At 65.7% G+C, this 18,014-nt stretch carries 16 protein-coding genes and 1 tRNA gene; 6 read left to right on the forward strand and 11 right to left on the reverse strand.

The window, feature by feature from the left end:
• Positions 1-200: 200 nt before the first annotated feature.
• The 3 genes from KTR9_RS26570 to KTR9_RS27355 all read left to right on the forward strand — a co-directional run bounded on the left by KTR9_RS26570 (position 201) and on the right by KTR9_RS27355 (position 2,357).
• Positions 201-620 (forward strand): ester cyclase, encoded by a 420-nt coding sequence (locus KTR9_RS26570; RefSeq protein WP_158409755.1) that lies wholly within the window; start codon positions 201-203, stop codon positions 618-620.
• Positions 621-784: 164 nt separating this feature from the next.
• Positions 785-1,750, forward strand: a complete 966-nt coding sequence (locus tag KTR9_RS15700; RefSeq protein WP_238553887.1) for a lactonase family protein — start codon at positions 785-787, stop codon at positions 1,748-1,750.
• Positions 1,751-2,284: 534 nt separating this feature from the next.
• Positions 2,285-2,357 (forward strand) — tRNA-Phe (locus KTR9_RS27355).
• 69 nt (positions 2,358-2,426) lie between these two features.
• Here KTR9_RS27355 and KTR9_RS15705 read toward each other — a convergent pair.
• The 8 genes from KTR9_RS15705 to KTR9_RS15740 form a co-directional block, all read right to left on the reverse strand.
• Entirely contained in the window at positions 2,427-3,803 is a 1,377-nt protein-coding gene (locus KTR9_RS15705) for a glycosyltransferase (RefSeq protein ID WP_014927199.1), read from the reverse strand.
• Positions 3,800-4,810: a hypothetical protein gene (locus KTR9_RS15710; protein WP_014927200.1), complete on the reverse strand. Its 1,011-nt coding sequence runs from the start codon at positions 4,808-4,810 to the stop codon at positions 3,800-3,802. The genes KTR9_RS15705 and KTR9_RS15710 overlap by 4 nt, the downstream gene beginning before the upstream one ends.
• A complete protein-coding gene (locus KTR9_RS15715; protein ID WP_044506866.1) occupies positions 4,807-5,751 on the reverse strand; it encodes a WcbI family polysaccharide biosynthesis putative acetyltransferase in 945 nt (314 codons plus the stop codon). The genes KTR9_RS15710 and KTR9_RS15715 overlap by 4 nt, the downstream gene beginning before the upstream one ends.
• A 242-nt stretch (positions 5,752-5,993) precedes the next feature.
• The gene (locus KTR9_RS15720; protein ID WP_014927202.1) at positions 5,994-7,136 is read right to left on the reverse strand and encodes an acyl-CoA dehydrogenase family protein; all 1,143 of its coding nucleotides are present in this window, start codon (positions 7,134-7,136) and stop codon (positions 5,994-5,996) included.
• A 219-nt stretch (positions 7,137-7,355) separates the two neighbouring features.
• Positions 7,356-8,102: a succinate dehydrogenase/fumarate reductase iron-sulfur subunit gene (locus tag KTR9_RS15725; RefSeq protein ID WP_014927203.1), complete on the reverse strand. Its 747-nt coding sequence runs from the start codon at positions 8,100-8,102 to the stop codon at positions 7,356-7,358.
• Between the two features lies 1 nt (position 8,103).
• Positions 8,104-10,047 carry a fumarate reductase/succinate dehydrogenase flavoprotein subunit gene (locus KTR9_RS15730; RefSeq protein WP_014927204.1) on the reverse strand — a complete coding sequence of 648 codons (1,944 nt, stop codon included), beginning with the start codon at positions 10,045-10,047 and terminating at the stop codon, positions 8,104-8,106.
• A 57-nt stretch (positions 10,048-10,104) separates the two neighbouring features.
• Complete coding sequence (locus KTR9_RS15735) at positions 10,105-10,929, reverse strand: hypothetical protein (RefSeq protein ID WP_014927205.1); 825 nt, start codon at positions 10,927-10,929, stop codon at positions 10,105-10,107.
• Positions 10,926-11,219, reverse strand: a complete 294-nt coding sequence (locus tag KTR9_RS15740) for a hypothetical protein (RefSeq protein WP_014927206.1) — start codon at positions 11,217-11,219, stop codon at positions 10,926-10,928. The genes KTR9_RS15735 and KTR9_RS15740 overlap by 4 nt, the downstream gene beginning before the upstream one ends.
• 107 nt (positions 11,220-11,326) lie before the next feature.
• Between KTR9_RS15740 and KTR9_RS15745 the strand changes: the two genes are divergently transcribed.
• The 3 genes from KTR9_RS15745 (at position 11,327) to aqpZ (ending at position 13,776) form a co-directional block, all read left to right on the forward strand.
• The gene (locus KTR9_RS15745; RefSeq protein ID WP_010842382.1) at positions 11,327-12,001 is read left to right on the forward strand and encodes a DUF1345 domain-containing protein; all 675 of its coding nucleotides are present in this window, start codon (positions 11,327-11,329) and stop codon (positions 11,999-12,001) included.
• 73 nt (positions 12,002-12,074) lie between these two features.
• Complete coding sequence (locus KTR9_RS15750) at positions 12,075-12,836, forward strand: pirin family protein (RefSeq protein WP_014927207.1); 762 nt, start codon at positions 12,075-12,077, stop codon at positions 12,834-12,836.
• A 160-nt stretch (positions 12,837-12,996) separates the two neighbouring features.
• Positions 12,997-13,776: an aquaporin Z gene (aqpZ, locus tag KTR9_RS15755; protein ID WP_014927208.1), complete on the forward strand. Its 780-nt coding sequence runs from the start codon at positions 12,997-12,999 to the stop codon at positions 13,774-13,776.
• A gap of 464 nt (positions 13,777-14,240) precedes the next feature.
• Here aqpZ and KTR9_RS15760 read toward each other — a convergent pair whose 3' ends face one another.
• The 3 genes from KTR9_RS15760 to KTR9_RS15770 all read right to left on the reverse strand — a co-directional run bounded on the left by KTR9_RS15760 (position 14,241) and on the right by KTR9_RS15770 (position 18,001).
• Positions 14,241-15,326: an IS110 family transposase gene (locus KTR9_RS15760; RefSeq protein WP_014924910.1), complete on the reverse strand. Its 1,086-nt coding sequence runs from the start codon at positions 15,324-15,326 to the stop codon at positions 14,241-14,243.
• Positions 15,327-15,615: 289 nt separating this feature from the next.
• Positions 15,616-16,638 (reverse strand): 2-hydroxyacid dehydrogenase, encoded by a 1,023-nt coding sequence (locus KTR9_RS15765; RefSeq protein ID WP_014927209.1) that lies wholly within the window; start codon positions 16,636-16,638, stop codon positions 15,616-15,618.
• Between the two features lie 4 nt (positions 16,639-16,642).
• Positions 16,643-18,001 carry an enolase C-terminal domain-like protein gene (locus KTR9_RS15770; RefSeq protein WP_014927210.1) on the reverse strand — a complete coding sequence of 453 codons (1,359 nt, stop codon included), beginning with the start codon at positions 17,999-18,001 and terminating at the stop codon, positions 16,643-16,645.
• Between the last annotated feature and the right edge of the window lie 13 nt (positions 18,002-18,014).

Raw genomic sequence — 18,014 nt, forward strand, 5'->3', positions numbered from 1 at the left:
CCGAGAATCCCGCACCTCCCCACTGGGTGCGGGATTCTCGGTTTCGCTGACGACGTCGAACTCAATGCCGAACGGCTCCTTAGTAGTATCGATCATGTCTCTCGATACCGAGTGTGTTAAAAGTTGGACAGTCCTCGACACCGCTATACGGAAACATGCGTGATGCACATCACCACCATGATTTCGGAGGACAGGAACCCGTGACACTCGCCAAACTCGTCCAAGACCACTACGACGGTCTGAATGCCGGGGACACCGACCTCGCCATCAGCTGCTTCGCAAGCGACGTGGCCGCGTCATTCCCTTCCGGCCCGGCGAACGGCACAGCCGAGCTCCGGCCCGTGATCGACGGCTTCATCACGGCATTTCCTGGGATGACGGTGACAGTCCTCGACCAATGGGAGCAAGGAAACGGTCTGGTCGCCGAGGTCGAGTTCAAGGGCACACAGAACGGACCCCTGGCAACGCCCGACGGTGACGTCCCCCCGTCGGGAAGGGACGTAGCGTTCACGCTCATCGATGTCTTCGTCGGCGACAGCAACGGAATCACCGCGCACCGAGTGTATTGGGACAACGCATCATTTCTCGCCCAACTCGGCCTGCTGCCCCTCGCATCATGAGGTCCCGTAGAGGCGCTTCACGCCGCCGCCTACTCATCAGCGTGATCGCGACCGCGATGATCTCGTTCACCCTCGCCTCGACGGCCGCCGCGGCACCCAGACCGTCACCCACCACGGCCCCGGAGTATCTGGTCATCGGTGCGACGGGCACACAGGCGGTCAAGGTGCTCCGGGCTGACGGAGGCACGCTGACCCCCGTCAGCAGCACTACGGCCGCCGCGGGCTTCTCCCTGGGTTTGATCGGACACCCGAACCGCCGCTTCATCTACGGCTCCGGCGTTGCTTCGGGGACGATTCAGGGCTGGAGGATCAGCAAGGAGGGCCGGCTCGTACCGTTGCCGGGTGGGCTGACCCGGCCCGGCGAACCGGTGACAGGCCTCGGCATCAGTCCGGACGGCAGGTACATGGTCGCCACAGTCGGAGCACTGAAGACGACCATGGTCACCTACCGCGTGTCGGTCGACGGCAGACTGACTCCGATCAGTCGGACCGCCCAACCCCACGCTGTCAGCCCTCTCGGTCATCCGCTCTTCACGCCGGATGGCAAACATGTCTACGTCCCGAGCTTCGTTCTGAACACGATGGACGCGTACGCATTCAGCGATTCAGGCGAACTCACGCACATCGGCGCAACCCAGACGACCGGAATCGCACCCGCCCTGGGCAGCATCACACCCGATGGCAAGTATCTGTACATCACGAACGAGCAATCGCACAGCATCAGTGGTTGGCGGATCAACAGTGACGGAACACTGACCTCGATAGGGGCCCCGTTCGTGGGCCTGATGCCACACGGCATGGCTATCACCCGCGATAGCAGGCACCTGTATTCGCCGATGACGATGGGGATGAGTGTCGGGCAGTTCCGGATCGGAGGCAGCGGGACGCTCAACTCTCTTGGATCGATGCAGGTCGAGCCCACGCGCCCTCCCGCCCGAGTCGTCCTGAGCGAGGACGAAAGCTGGCTCTACGTCATCGATGTCACGTCGTTGTCGACCGGTACGGCGCACGTGACCTCGTTCAGAGTGTTGCCTTCCGGAAGGCTCGCTCGCGCGAACCGGCCACCGATCGACACTGGGCTCGTATTCGCTGACGGCGACACTGCTTTCACCATCATTCCCTCGGGGTAACTTCCGAGACCACGCGGTACCCGGGTTCTGCTTCAGCGGCTACCTGGAAGCAGACACACCAGCCTCGGGATGACGGATGGATGGCCGGCGCCCGGATCACGACGATGGCCGAGGCCGGCGGTGATACATGGACCGACGCACTCGGCGCGGTCGCCAGGTCTGATGCTCGACGCCCATCCGGCCGTCTTCGATTGAGCCGCCCGGCGGGTCGCCGCCGATACAGTTGTGTCGGTCTGTTTCGACCGTCCGAACGGCTCACAACCCGACGGCACCCGTGACGCCAGCAGGGGAGGCGTCCTGGGTGCGGTCTACGACCGTAAATTGGAGATCGGACTCGCCCACCGCACCGGTACGTCATCGTGCACGGATTGAGCGCCCCGCCCAGTGGAACGCGGATCGCCGGATTCTCGATCGGCGGCTGGGTGGAGAGCCGGCGCACCGAATACCGTAGGGCCGCCTGTCGGCCGAGCGGATCATTCTCCGCATCGCAACCGAGTTCCCCGAGTGGCTGTTGACCATCCGCACCCGCTGTTGATCCGACAGGGTGAGGCAACGGATTGAAAACCCGTCCAGTCCAGTGTCAGTTCGGGTCTGACCGTGGGCACCAGGCACACCGAACCCGGCCCGGGGCCGGATCCTGCGTTCCGCGGGGCATGCGGCGGCGGCGACTCGACACTCACCAGGACAGGGACGGCTCGCCATCCGCGACGTCTATCTCGACCTCGCTGTGGTGCACGGTCCGGACCCCGAACAGCCCGCGGAGGAGGTCGTCGGAGTCCACGCCGGTGTGGGCCGCCCAGCGTCGGACGCGGTGTCGTGCACGCGACGCCGCAACAATGACCGACGCCGACGGCGACCCGTCGAAGTCCACCGTCACCTGGCCGCACTCCCCCGGCGCAACGTGGGCGGTGAGGAGCGCGAGCGAGCTCTCCGAGAAGACGACGGGACCGGCGATCTCGGCGACGAACCTGCACCGCGACAACGTCGATGCGTCCGGGCGGCCGATCCGGACTCGCGAATCATGCACCCCGAGCTGGTCATACAGTGAGCCGGCGCGCGGGCCGACGAGCCAGACCGCGCCGTCCACACCGCGCAGCGCACTGCCGACGGTCTGCATCAGCGATGCCGCGGTGTGGCCCTCCGTCGACACCAGTACCACGATGTCCGGGATCGTGTATGACAGTCCGGCTGTTCGCGCCGCCGGATCGGTCACGAGCGGAGCGAGTGCCAGCGCTTCCGAGTTCTTCTCCGAGATCCGTTCGCGCACCGAACGCTCGGCCCAGTCGGGACCGTCGTGCCACGCCACCGCGCGGGGCTCGTGAGCGAACACCGCACCCATCATGAAGGCCCGGTTCGCGAGCTCCCAGTCCTCTCCCCCGTATCGGACGAAGGACGGGTCGAATCCACCCACGTCGTCGAACAACGTACGGCTGCAGGTCATCACCGCGCTGATCAGGTATTTGTAGCTGTCCCAACCAGGGGTCAGCAGGCTGGACGTGCGGTCGTATGCGTCGACCAGCCATCCTGGTTCGCAGTCATGCGAGTTCTCGAGATGACGCCGTCCGCGCAGCCATTCGACCACCGAGTCCGCGACGACCTGACCGAGATCTGCATGTTTGCGTCGCCCGACCACCAGTGCGTCGGGCACCGCGGCGGGCAACCTGACCGCGTGGCGAACGTAGTCAGCTGTCGGGACCGTGTCTGCGTCGAGAAAACACAGAACCGAGCCGCTCGACGCCGCGACTCCCAGGTTGCGGGCGGCCGCCGCCCGAAATCCCTTGTCTTCCTGTGTCACCACGGTGAGGTTCAGCCGGGATGTCCACGCGCTCACGTCGGGCGAGCATGTCGAACCGTCGTCGGCGACCACCACCTCCAGACGATCTGCCGGATAGGTCTGGGCCGTCAGTGCCTCGAGGACCAACCCGAGTTGGTGAGGCTGGTTGTAGTACGGGATCACGACACTCACCAACGGCCGCGGCGAGGAGTCGCCGACGAGGTCCCAGCGGTTGTCTGGGACGATGATCCGACCGTCGTCGAGCTCGATGACCGTCACGCACTCCACCGCCGCCACAACCGCTCGTGGGTTCGGCCGACGTCGACCGCCGTGGGCGACGGCACCACTGCCGAGTCGATCCAGGTGGACGCCGGTCGGACGAACGCACTCTCGATGGCGGACTTCAGCGCGGAGTCGTTGTTCCCGTGCATCGTCACGACTCCCGGTGAACGAGCATCGAGTTCCTCGGTATAGGTGGTGCGAGGGACCAGCGGCCGGCGACCGGCGGAAATCCAGGAGTTGATCGAACCGGACGCCGACATGTGCCGGTGGTAGGCGACCGGAACGGTGACCTCGGCCGACGCCCGACGGAGTTCGTCGTCGGTCAGATAGCCGGTGATGGTGCAGCGTCTGCCCATGTCCGCGGCGACCTTGGCGAGGTCGTCGGCCAGGTCCTCATGCCCGGGTGACGGGGTGCCGAGCGCGACGAAGCCGACCGACGGATCCAGACCGGACATCGCCCGGAGTGTCTCCATGTGCCCCTTCCCGGGATACAGGTAACCGAGCACGCCGACGGTCAATTCGGTTGACTCCGTGGGCTTGTCGACACGGACGGTGTCGAACATCAGCGGAACCACCTCCGGCGTGATCGACGCGTCGACGTACTCCGCGAAGAGCGACGCCTCGTGTCGGCTCGACACGATCACCCCCGTCGCGGATCGGGCGACCGAGCGGAAGAACTCGATGCGTGCCTGCATCGCCGCCCCGTCCGAGGGCTGGGGCAGATCGTGCAGCGTCACCGAGACCGGTCGGTGCAGCCCGGCGATCATGGCGAGCAGGTTGTCACGTGCTCGCGATGGGGTACGTCCGAACAACCGATCGGTGACGTGCACGTGCACGAGCGCGCACTCGGCCAGTCCCGGGGGAACACCCGCTCTGAGTGTGCGCATGTACGCGAGCCGGTGACCGGCACTCTCGGCGATCACCGCATCGAAAACCGATTGCGCATACCGCACCACACCGTGCGACCGAGGTCCGACGACGAGATGTCCTATCGGCCCCGTCACGACAGTCCCAGGATCTCGATGAGGTCGACGTACCGGTCCAGGACGGCATCGATGAATTCGGGATGTTCGGCGTACCAGTGCATCTGGCGGCGGCGAACATCGTCGTCGGACATCACTGCGCCGTCGACGTCCCAGGACGCTCGCGGGGACGCCTCGATACCGAGCGCATCGATGACCCGTCGTTCCAACGGTGCTCGGATGTTGCCGAGCAGATCGCGCGACGGCGGGACCGGGGCCGACGCGCCGAGTGCGTCGAGCATCCGCGCGCCGAGCGTCAGCAACACCCGGTTTCCGGGATGGTTGATCGTGTGGGCGGCCTCGGCCCCGGCAGGGAGCAGGATGTCGGAGATCCCGACGTCACAGTGCCGCCGCTCGCGTACCTCGAGTTGCTCCACACTCCACTGCGCTGCCTCTCGGATGCGGTCGGCCGCGACGTCGACGTCCCACTCGTCGTCATGGCCACGACCGTCCCGCACCGCGAGCACCGTCCGGAGATCGTGGTACGGAACAGCAGCGGGTACCGCAGACGGTTGCGCGGGATGCCGGGCGATGACCTGAAACGGGTACAAACCGCCGTATCGGATGACCGGCCACACGATGACGGACGCCGACGGCGCCATGTCGGCCAGGTCCGGTCCGCCGATCGGCAGACCTCGGTAGCCGGCACGAACCGGCTGGGACACGATGACCGCGGCCCGGCGGACGAGGTGTTCGACCCGGGCGAGGTCGGAGGACTCGAGCTCGTGGACCGGCGGGACGCGCACAGTACGGAACGGCAGGTCCGGCGAGCTCGACAGAACGATCCGCAGTGCCTCGGCCTGGCAGTTCCCCCAGACGACGAGCATCTCCCGATCGTCGGTTCCCGGGGCCTCGGTCACGCCGTAGAACTCGCCGTAGTGCCGGGTCCGACCGTCTGCCGCAAGGTCGTCACTCGACCTCATAGGAGCTCTGGAGCACATGGAGCGTCGCGGTTGTCGTCTCTCATCGTCAGTACTGACTCCCCTTCTGAGCACCCCGGCAACCCGGTGTATCCGTTTCGCCCGCTAACGAATCATCGAATGGATCACAGCCGGCCGGTTCTCGGTCCTCAGACATTCGGAACGCCCCGGGAACCGGACGGGTGTACGACGGCCCCGGTGATCTGATCACCGGGGCCGCCGCCACATCGAGAGTCGCTCGGTCGTCAGAGGGTCCGCGCGATGATCTCCTTCATGATCTCGTTGGTCCCGGCGTAGATCTTCTGGACACGGTTGTCGGCCCAGAGACGAGCGATCGGGTACTCGTTCATGTAGCCGTATCCGCCGAACAGCTGAAGGCACTCGTCGGCCACCACCATGGCGCGGTCGCTGGTCCACCACTTGGCCATCGCGACGGTGGGGATGTCGAGTTCGCCGTTGATGTGCTTGTTGATGCAGTCGTCGACGAACACGCGGCCGATCCGCGTCTCGGTGGCCGCCTCGGCGAGTTTGAACTTGGTGTTCTGGAAACTGAAGATCGGTCGGCCGAATGCCGTGCGGTCCTTCGTGTAGGCGATGGTCTCGGAGACCGCCTTCTCCATGCCTGCCACCGACGCGACCGCGATGATCAGCCGCTCCTGCGGGAGCTGCTGCATCAGCTGGATGAAGCCCTGCCCCTCCTCGGCGCCGAGCAGGTTCGAGGTGGGGACGCGAACGCCGTCGAAGAACAGTTCCGAGGTGTCCTGACCGCGCTGGCCGACCTTGTCGAGCACCCGTCCGCGACGGAAACCCTCGCGCTCGGCCTCGACGAGGATCAGGGAGATGCCCTTGGCCCCCTCGGACACATCCGTCTTGGCGACGACGATGATGAGGTCGGCCTGGCTGCCGTTGGTGATGAAGGTCTTCGAGCCGTCGATGACGTACTCGTCGCCCTGCTTGATCGCCTTCGTCTTCACGTTCTGCAGGTCTGATCCGGTGCCCGGTTCGGTCATCGCGATAGCACCGACCGCCTCGCCGCTCGCCATCTTCGGCAACCAGGTCTTCTTCTGCTCCTCGGAGCCGTACTCCAGGATGTAGTGCGCAACGATGCCGTTGTGCAGGCTGACGCCCCACGAACTGTCCGCGACGCGGGCCTGCTCCTCGATCAGGACCGCCTCGTGAGCGAAGGTGCCGCCACCGCCCCCGTACTCTTCCGGGATCGACATACAGAGCAGGCCGAGGTCTCCGGCCTTGTTCCACAGGTCGCGGTCGACGTGGTGCTGCTCGATGAACTTCTCGGCGTTCGGCTTGATCTCCTTCTCGCAGAAGCTGCGGGCGAGGTCGCGCAATGCGGTGAGATCGTCGTCTTCCCAGGAGGAACGTTCGGCCATGGTGTGCTTACCTATCCACGAATAACAGTGTCAACGGCGAGCGTAACAGTGACTGTTGGCAAGGTCGCGTTGGCATGGCCGAGCCACTTTGTCTCAGCGAGGCGTGCCACGTCCTAGGTACGGCGGTAGATGTAGAGAATAGTTGCGCACGCCGCAACGTTGCGCGACATCAGCCTGGGACGGTCACGCCGGCCGGGCCACGCACATGCGCCGGCTCTTCTACCGACGAAACAGCTTGTTGCCCAACCACACGAGCGGGTCGTAGTGCCGGTCGGCGACGCGTTCCTTCATCGGGATCAGCGCATTGTCGGTGATCTTGATCTGTTCGGGACAGACATCGGTACAGCACTTGGTGATGTTGCACAGTCCCAGTCCGTGCTCGGTGCGGGCCGAGTCGCGCCGCTCGGCCACATCGAGGGGATGCATGTCGAGCTCGGCGACACGCATGAGGAAGCGCGGCCCGGCGAAGTTCTGCTTGTTCTCCTCGTGATCACGCACGACGTGGCAGGTGTCCTGGCACAGGAAACACTCGATGCACTTGCGGAACTCCTGCGAGCGCTGCACGTCGACCTGCTTCATCCGGTATTCGCCCGGCGCGAGACCCTCGGGCGGCGTGAACGACTGGATCTCACGGGCTTTCGAGTAATTGAACGAGACGTCGGTGACCAGGTCGCGGATCACCGGGAACGTCCGCATCGGGGTCACCGTGACGACCTCGTCTTCGGTGAAGGTGGACATCCTGGTCATGCACAGCAACTTCGGGCGGCCGTTGACCTCCGCCGAACACGAGCCGCACTTGCCCGCCTTGCAGTTCCATCGCACTGCCAGATCGGGGGCCTGCGTCGCCTGCAGCCGGTGGATGATGTCGAGCACCACCTCGCCCTCGTTGACTGCGACCGTGTAGTCCTCGAGCCCACCGGCGTCGGTGTCGCCACGCCAGATCCGGAACTTCGCGTCGTATCCCATGTCAGTCCTCCGAATGTCCCTCGGCTCGTTCGCCTCCGGCGCCGGGATGACCGGCGATCTCGTCTGCGGTGTAGTACTTCTCGACCTCCTGGAACTCGAACAACTCCATCAGGTCCGGCCGCATGGGGGTCTGTTCCGTACGCACGACGCTGACTTCGGGAACCGGACCGTCCCCGTCGAGATCCGCGGTGCAGACCAGCAAGGCATTGCGCCAGCTCGAGTCCATCGCGGGGTGATCGTCGCGGGTGTGTCCACCGCGGCTCTCGGTACGCAGGAGCGCGGCTTTCGCGACGCACTCGCAGACCAGCAGCATGTTGCGCAGGTCGACCGCGAGATGCCAGCCCGGATTGAACTGGCGGTGCCCTTCGACCTGCATACCGCCCAGCCGGGTTCGCAGGTCGGCGAGGACACCGATCGCCTCCTGCATCTCGGCCTCTTTCCGGATGATCCCGACCAGGTCGTTCATGGCCTGTTGCAGGTCGGTGTGCAGGGTGTAGGGGTTTTCCGGTTTGCCCTCTGCCGGCGGATCGAAGGGCGCCAGAGCCGACGCCGCAGCCCGGTCGATGTCACCGGCGGAGACCGCGGGCCGCGTCGTCAGCGATTCGACGTACGCCGCCGCGCCGAGCCCGGCGCGCCGGCCGAAGACCAGCAGGTCCGACAGCGAGTTGCCGCCCAACCGGTTCGAGCCGTGCATCCCACCGGAACACTCACCCGCCGCGAACAGTCCCGGCACCCGCGAGGCGGCCGTGTCCGGATCGACCTCGATCCCGCCCATCACGTAGTGACAGGTGGGCCCCACCTCCATCGGTTCGGCAGTGATGTCGACGTCGGCGAGTTCTTTGAACTGGTGATGCATCGACGGGAGCCGGCGCATGATCTCCTCGGCAGGCATCCGGGACGCGATGTCGAGGTACACGCCGCCGTGCTCGGTGCCGCGCCCGGCCTTGACCTCCTCGTTGATCGCCCGCGCGACCTCATCGCGGGGCAACAGGTCCGGGGTTCGGCGGGCGCTGTCGTTGTCGGCCAGCCATTCGTCGGCCTCTTTCTCGGTCTCGGCGTACTGCCCCTTGAAGACCGGTGGGATGTAATCGAACATGAAGCGCTTGCCGTCGGTGTTCTTGAGAACTCCGCCGTCACCTCGCACGCCCTCGGTCACCAGGATGCCCTTGACGCTGGGCGGCCAGACCATCCCGGTCGGGTGGAACTGGATGAACTCCATGTTGATCAGGCTCGCCCCGGCCCGGAGCGCGAGCGCGTGGCCGTCGCCGGTGTATTCCCACGAATTGGAGGTCACCTTGAACGACTTGCCGATACCCCCGGTCGCGAGAACCACCGCCGGTGCCTCGAACAGGATGAAGCGGCCCGATTCGCGCCAGTACCCGAATGCTCCGGCGATGGCGTCGCCGTCCTTGAGCAGGTCGGTGATCGTGCACTCGGCGAACACCTTGATGCGCGACTCGTAGTCGCCGGTGGCGGCGAAGTCCTCCTGCTGGAGCGAGACGATCTTCTGTTGCATCGTCCGGATCAGCTCCAGCCCGGTGCGATCGCCTACGTGCGCGAGTCGCGGATAGGTGTGACCGCCGAAGTTGCGCTGCGAGATCCGTCCGTCGGCGGTCCGGTCGAACAGCGCGCCGTAGGTTTCGAGTTCCCAGACCCGGTCGGGGGCCTCTTTCGCGTGCAGCTCGGCCATGCGCCAGTTGTTGAGGAACTTGCCGCCACGCATCGTGTCCTGGAAATGGGTCTGCCAGTTGTCTTTCGAGTTGGCGTTGCCCATCGATGCGGCACATCCGCCCTCCGCCATGACGGTGTGGGCCTTGCCGAACAGCGACTTGCACACGACGGCAACCGAGTAACCCCGTTCGCGGGCCTCGATGACCGCGCGCAGCCCGGCGCCACCCGCACCGATGACAACGACGTCGTACTCGTAGCGTTCCGGCTCGGCCATCTGGCGCGACTCCCAACGTTGAAAACGGCTGCACAACAGGCGTTGTGTCTCAACAGGTCAACCCACGAACCTCAGGTCCGAGATGGTGTTGCTGGCGACCAGCATGATGTAGAGGTCGGTGAGCACCAACGTGCCGAGCGTGATCCAGGCGAACTGCATGTGTCGGGTGTTCAGTTTGGAGACCTGGGTCCAGATCCGGTACCGCACCGGATGTTTCGAGAAATGCTTGAGCCGGCCGCCGGTGACGTGGCGACACGAGTGGCACGACACCGTGTAGGTCCACAGCAGCAGCACGTTCACGACGAGGATGACGTTGCCCAGCCCGAATCCGAAACCACCGTCCGCGCCGTGGAACGCGACGACGGCGTCGTAGGTGTTGATCACCGAGATGATCACGGCGGCGTAGAAGAAGTAGCGGTGCGAATTCTGGATGATCAGCGGCAGCCGGGTCTCGCCCGTGTACCGGCTGTGCGGTTCGGCGACCGCGCATGCCGGCGGCGACAACCAGACCGAACGGTAGTAGGCCTTGCGATAGTAGTAACAGGTCAACCGGAATCCGAGCAGGAACGGCAGCGACAAGAACGCCAGCGGAATCCACATCGGAAGCTCGGGAAAGGGTGTGCCGAAATGACTGGCACCAGGGACGCACGACTCGCTCAGACAGGGCGAGTAGAACGGCGACAGGTAGTGGTAATCCGCTACGTAATAGGCACTCCGCACGAACGAGCGCACGGTGGCGTAGATGACGAAAGCCGCGAGACCGGTGACAGTCAGCAGCGGCGCGAGCCACCACCTGTCCTGGCGAAGTGTTCGCGCCAGGATCCGCGCGCGACCCGGAGAGAAGACCCCGACTGTGTCCCGCTCAGTCGCGGGGGCGCTCACTTCGTGCGCTCACGCGAATGAAAGCCCAGCCCTTCGTCTTGCGCGCCCAGCCAGGCCGACTCGTCGGACTTGCTGTCGGGAACATAGATGACCTGGTCCCGCCCGAGCTTCGCCTGCAGCGGCGGCGGTGGCGCGTGTTCGAAATCGTGGAGGTCGATCTCCAGACGGTCCAGATCGTTGGACATCCGCCGGACGGCGTCGACATCGCCGTACTGCGTCTGCAGCGTGGTCATGTGATGCCGCAAGACCCCGATACTGCGATGCAGATCCTTCATCTCGGTCGATATCATGGCACATCCCTTCCTGCCTATGTGATGCACAACACAGTACCGGCCGGGCACGTCGAGTCAACGGTCTTGGCCGAACGTGTCGTAGCCCCTACACCGAAGGCCGCCGGATGAACGATGACGACCGAGTTCCCGGGGAGAACCTGCCCCGCGCCGAGCAACGCTGGACGGCATCGGGGTTCGTGCTGGTCGCGATGGCGATCCCGTTCCTGCTCCCCGCGCGCTACGCCGCCGGCGTCTCCTGGCTGCTCCCGGCGATCGAGGGGACCGTGCTGCTGATGCTGATCGTGGTGGATCCCGGCCGGATCGACCGTCCCGGACGGTGGGTCCGAGCACTCTCGATCGGTCTCGTCGTGGCCATCGCCGCAGGGGCGGCCTGGGCTGCGGGACGACTCGTGTGGGACCTCCTGTACGGCAACCCGCAGACCGAGGCGGCGAACGAGTTGCTGGTCGCCGGAGCGCTCGTCTGGCTGCAGACCGTCATCGCGTTCGCGTTCCTCTACTGGGAACTCGACGGCGGCGGTCCGGTGAACCGGCACCTACACCCGGCCGAACGCCCCGATCTCGCGTTTCCTCAGCAGCTCGAGCCGCGGTTGGCAGCACCGGACTGGCGGCCCGTCTTCTTCGACTACCTCTACCTGGCACTGACGAACGCAACTGCGTTCAGTCCCACCGACGTGATGCCGCTGTCGCGTCGCTCGAAGCTCGCGATGGCATCGCAGTCACTGTTGTCGATCGTCATCCTCAGCCTGGTCGTGGCCAACGCGGTCAATCTCCTCGACTAGCCGTGCTACCGGAATAGCGTCGGCGACGTGGCGGTTGAGCCGGCGGAGTTCCCGGACGAGATCGGAGTCGACGATGAGCGAAACACGGGCCACGACCACGACGTCGCCGCAGGTCATCCGAGGCGCCGACCGGTACGTCTTCCGGAGCGAGTGGCTCGACTCCCGCCAGTCCTTCCCGGTCACCGGAAACTTCGACCTGACCGCGAATGCACACGGCGTCCTGCTCGTCCACAACGACGATCGCGTCGACGCCGGCGAAGGTTTCGAGGCCCACTTCCACCGCGACGCCGAGATCGTCGCGTGGGTTCTCGAAGGCGCAGTGGCTCATCGTGATTCGTTCGGCAACGCCGGCGTGATCACCCCCGGCGTCGCGCAGCGGATGAGCGCGGGTCGCGGAATCACCCACACCGAGGCGAACGCTTCCCGGCGCGGCGAAGACCGGGACCTGCGTGTCGTCCAGATGTGGGTTGCTCCCGAGCACGCCGGGGGTGAACCCGGTTACGCCGAGCGCGATTTCAGCGCCGACCTCGCCACCGGCGCGCTGGTGACGGTTGCTTCCGGAATGGCCGGACACGCCACCACCACGGCGATCTCGCTCAAGAACCCGGACGCGGCACTGCACGTCGCGCGTCTCGGACCCGGACAATCGGTCACCCTGCCCCCGGCACCGTTCGGACATCTCTACGTGGCCCGGGGCGTCGTCGACCTCGACGACGGCGCACGACTCGTCGAGGGTGACGCTCTGCGCACGACCGACCACGGCGCCCTCATCGTCTCCACGACAACCGAAGCCGAGATCCTGTTCTGGGAGATGCACACGACGTTTTCCCGCTGACCGTCGCCGGGACATCCCGCAGCTCCGACCTGTTCACTGATCTGCACATGATTTGTTATATTGCTGCCTGTTTGCGGCAGCACCGCTAGGGTGTGAGCCATTCGAACGGTGAGGCACCTCGCGCGCCTCGACGGTCAGGTCACCGAGCGAAAGGACGTCCATGCCTTCTCCGTCGCCCGCAGCACGACTTGCGGCTGAGTTCTTCGGCACCTTCTGGTTGGTGTTCGGCGGATGCGGTAGTGCCATCTACGCCGCCAAGCAGATCGCCCAATCCGAAGACGGCCAGGACACCTTCCAGGTCGGAATCGGATTCCTCGGTGTCGCGCTGGCTTTCGGACTGACCGTGGTCACCATGGCCTACGCGGTCGGGCACGTGTCGGGAGCACACTTCAATCCCGCGATCACGCTCGGTGCCGCCGTCAGCGGTCGCCTGTCCTGGAAAGATCTGCCCACCTACTGGATCGCGCAGGTCGTCGGTGGTCTGCTCGCCGGTCTGATGCTCTTCCTCATCGCGAAAGGTCAACCCGGTTTCGAAGCCGAGGGCAACATGGCCGCCAACGGATTCGGCGAACACTCCCCCGGCAACTACTCTCTGGCCGCGGTGCTGATCGCGGAGATCCTGTTGACGGCTTTCTTCCTGATCGTGATCCTGGGTGCGACCGACGGTCGCGCTCCCGCCGGCTTCGGTCCACTGGCCATCGGCCTGTGCCTCACCCTGATCCATCTGATCTCGATCCCGATCAGCAACACCTCGGTCAACCCGGCACGGTCGACGGCCGTCGCCTTCTTCAACGGCAACGGCGCCCCCGGTCAGCTGTGGGCCTTCTGGCTCGCCCCGCTGATCGGCGGACTCATCGGCGGCCTCCTCTACCCCCTGCTGTTCCAGAACGGCAAGCGCTCGGCCGCCGAGCCGGACCGGGTCGAGACAGCCGACGCCTGATCCCGCCCGTTCCCTGATCCGCAAGACCGCATAAAACCTGTTACTGAGCCAGGCAGGGCGGGGCGAGCGTCGATCACTGCTCCCTGAGGTGCGAGCGAAGCGAGCCACGAAGGGCATCGCAAGGAATCTCACCAGGCCCTTCGAGGCTCGTCGCTGATATGTAGTGCTGCTTTGTCAAGTTCCATGGCGAGTTGGCCTCCTTGCTAGGGGGCTGTAGTGGGGGTTGGCCACCCGCCGCGGTGTGTGGTGGTCGTTACTCGCGACGGTGTTGTCGGACTGATATACGCGGGTTGGTTACCGCTCAACGGTGTTCGACAGGAGATGAAAACGCTGACCGACGGGTCTATGTAAGCGTGCGTACCGTGCACCCAGAGGTGCTGGCGCACATAGCGACGCCGTGGATTCGTTCCCTGTTCACCACAGCACAGTCGCGGCGGGTGGCCAAGATTGTGTGTCAGTGCTGGTTAGTCGTCGAGCACCGCCAGCGACCAGCACCAGCCGGCGAGCTCACGAGCGATCGCGGTGTTGGCCACGCAGGGATGTTTGCTGCGGCGGTCGAATTGTTGCCAACGCTTGTGTAGCCGTCGGTTGCCGGCATGGCCACGGGCGCGGGCCGAGGGTGAGGCGGCCTCCCACCGACGGCGCATGGTCTGTCCGGGCGTGCCGTAGGGCCGCCGGTGTTGCCAGGCCGCCTCGACCAGCAACCGCCGCACGTGGGCGTTCCCGGCCTTGGTGATCGATCCCTGACTGCGGGTACCGCCGGTCGAGTATTCCGAGGGCACCAACCCGGCGTAGGGGCCGATCGTGGCGCCACTGAACCTCGACCAGTCGCCGATCTCGACGGCCAGAGCGAACGCGGTCAGCGTCGACACACCCCGCAGACATGACAATCGGGTGACCACAGCCCGCCACGGATCGGTGGCCGCGGTCTGTTCGATCAGCTCATCGAGGCGGTCTCGGCGTGCGGTCACGCTCAACACCGCGTCCAGGTCGTTGTCGAAGGCGGCTTGCAACAGCGGCAGCTCGAAACGTTGACGCTGCAGCCACTGTTGATGAACACCGGTCCAGGGTTTCCCGCCGGAGTAGACGATCCCCTGGCGCAGAAGCAGTTTGGACAATCGATGCCGCGCCCGCATCAGGTCGCTGCGAGCGTCCTCGCGGGCGCGGACCAGATCACGGGCCGCTTCGGTACCCTCCTCGGGCACACCGACCGCGACTACCTCGCCCAGGCGCAGCAACTTCGCCAGGTGCGCAGCGTCTCGGGCATCGGTCTTGACGCGGTCCCCGGCTGGCCGTTGCAGCTTCGAGGGCGCGGCAACCACACACTCCATCCCGGCCGCAGTGATCGCCCGAGCCAATCCGAAACCCGTCGGACCGGCCTCGTAGGCAACCCGCACAGGCGGAGCCAAGCTGTGAAGCCAGCTCACGATGGTCGCCGCATCGGGAACCAACGTCTCCCGAATCACGTTGCCGCTGTCCTCATCGATGGCGTGAGCGACCACCGAACGTGCGTGAACATCCAATCCGACACTTGTACCCTGAACAATCACCGGAGGCCTCCTGATCTGCAATGTGGTGCTACCGCCGAGTGTGAACTGAGCAGCAGCAACCCACGATGTGTTTGCAGCTTGAGGCCTTCGGCCCCAAGGCCCTCATACCGTCTATCGCTCCTCGCACCTCAGGGAGCAGTGTGTGGTCGCTTCTTTCGGATTGGGGAGCAGTGGGTGGTCGCTTCTTTCGGATCAGGGACCAGTGGGTGCGTGGTTCTTTCGGATTAGGGAGCAGTGTGGTCGCTTCTTTCAGGGAGCAGCGGGGTCGGGTCTTTCGGGTCAGGCTCAATCACACGGTTGCGCTGGCCGATTGAGGCCTGCTGACGACGCGCAAGATCTCTCGTCCCGACCGCAGCCGGGAGATGTTGTCGGTGATGTCGTGCACCCGCCCGATGAAGGTGTCGCGGGTGACTCCCGAGATGTGGGGGGTCATCAGAACATTGGGCAATTCGCCGAACGGCAGTTCCGACGGATCCGCGTGGTCACCGGCGGTCGGATAGCGATACCAGACGTCGATCGCGGCGCCACCGATCACCCCGTCCCGTAGCGCCTCGAACAGATCCCGCTCGACCACGAGCGGGCCGCGGCCCACGTTCACCAGCACACCCGAGGCCCCGAGCCGTCGCAGCTGCGCGGCGTCGATCATCCCTGTCGTGCTCGACGTCAGCGGCGCGGAGACGACCACGACGTCGGACTCCGTCATCAGACGACCGAGATCGGCGGTGTCGCCGTACCATTCGAGCCCGGAGGCGTCGGAGACCCGGCCGGAACCCGTCACCGCACAGGCCCGCGCGCCGAACGCCCCCATCAGATCCGCGGTTCGCCGACCGATGTGGCCGAAGCCGACATAACCGATCATGGCCCCGCGGAGGGTCTGTGGTTGCGGAACGCCGTCTCGATAGACCGCCGACGCCCACGACCCCTGCCGGAGGGCCGCGTCCTGGACGAGAAGGTCGCGGCGCACCGTCACCACCGCGGCGGCGATGTACTCGGCGATCGAGTCCTCATGGTGAAACGTGTTGGCCACCTCGGTGTGCACCGGGAGATCATCGAAACTCACCTTGTCGGTGCCGGCACCGCCGGTGAGCACCAGCCGCAGCCCCGAACCTGCTCGTGCCATCGCCGGCGTCACCCGGCCGCCGACATAGACATCGGCGTCGGCCAGATCGGCCACGAGTGCGGCCTCGTCGAAGGCCGCGTGCCACGAGGTGTCGACACCGGCGGGCAGCAGGCTCTCGAACAGTTCGCGGTGCGGCGCGAAATTGCGTTCGCCCACCACGACTTTCAGGACATCGCTCCGCGACTCCGTCACCGCCTCAGCTCCGCACGAGTGCGGGACGTTTGCTGTCGAAGGTCCAGTCCGGGATGAGGAACTGCATCCCGATCGCGTCGTCGCGCGTTCCGAGTCCTTCGGTGCGGTACAGCTGATGGGCCGCTTCCACCTGCTCCATGTCGAGTTCGACGCCGAGTCCTGGCCGGTCGGGAACCGAGAGATGGCCGTCGACGATCTCGTACGGCTCGGTGGTCAGGCGCTGTCCGTCCTGCCAGATCCAGTGCGTGTCGATCGCGGTGATCTCGCCCGGCGCGGCGGCCGCGACGTGCGTGAACATCGCCAGCGAGACGTCGAAGTGGTTGTTGGAGTGCGAGCCCCAGGTGAGGCCCCAGGCATCACACAGCTGCGCAACGCGCACGGAGCCGGCCATGGTCCAGAAATGCGGATCCGCCAACGGGATGTCGACGGCGTTCGTCCGGATCGTATGTCCCAGCTCGCGCCAGTCGGTCGCGATCATGTTCGTCGCGGTCGGGAGTCCGGTCGCGCGTTTGAACTCGGCCATGACCTCACGACCGGAGAACCTGCCCTCCGGCCCCACCGGATCCTCGGCGTACGCGACCACATCGCGCAGGCGTCCACCGATCCGGATCGCTTCCTCGAGCAACCACCCGCCGTTGGGGTCCAGGGTCACCCGCGCCGTCGGAAAGCGTTCGGCGAGCGCGGTGACGACATCGGCCTCCTCATCGGGCGACAGAACTCCGCCCTTCAACTTGAAATCGGCGAAACCGTAGCGCTTCTGGGCCGCCTCGGCGAGCGCGACGACGCCCTCCGCGTCGAGAGCCTCTTGATGGCGCAGGCGCATCCAGTCGTCGGCCTCGCCGGCACCGTCGGCATAGTCCAGGTTCGTCTTGGTGCGGTCCCCGACGAAGAACAGGTAGCCCAGCGCGGCGACCCGGTCGCGTTGCTGTCCCTCTCCCAGCAGAGCGGCCACCGGTACCCGGAGGTGCTGGCCCACGAGATCCAGCAGAGCCGATTCGACTGCTGTCACCGCGTGGATCGTGATGCGCTGGTCGAAGGTCTGGTCTCCGCGTCCACCCCGGTCGCGGTCGGCGAAGGTCCGCCGGATGTCCTGCAGGACCGCGTTGTACTCGCCGATACCGCGCCCCTCGACGATCGGACGCGCATCATCGAGCGTGGTCCGGATCGGTTCACCGCCGGGGACCTCGCCGACCCCCTGGTTGCCCTCGGAGTCGGTGAGGACCACGAGGTTGCGCGTGAAGAACGGGGCGTGCGCACCGGAGAGGTTGAGCAGCATGCTGTCCCGTCCGGCAACCGGGATCACCCGCATCTCGGTGACGACCGGGGTCGTCGTGGCGCGCGGCGCCGAAGTCGCTGTCGTCATGATTGGTCCTTTC

Origin of the sequence: Gordonia sp. KTR9, from assembly GCF_000143885.2 — a bacterium.
In the GTDB taxonomy this organism is placed as follows: Bacteria; Actinomycetota; Actinomycetes; order Mycobacteriales; family Mycobacteriaceae; genus Gordonia.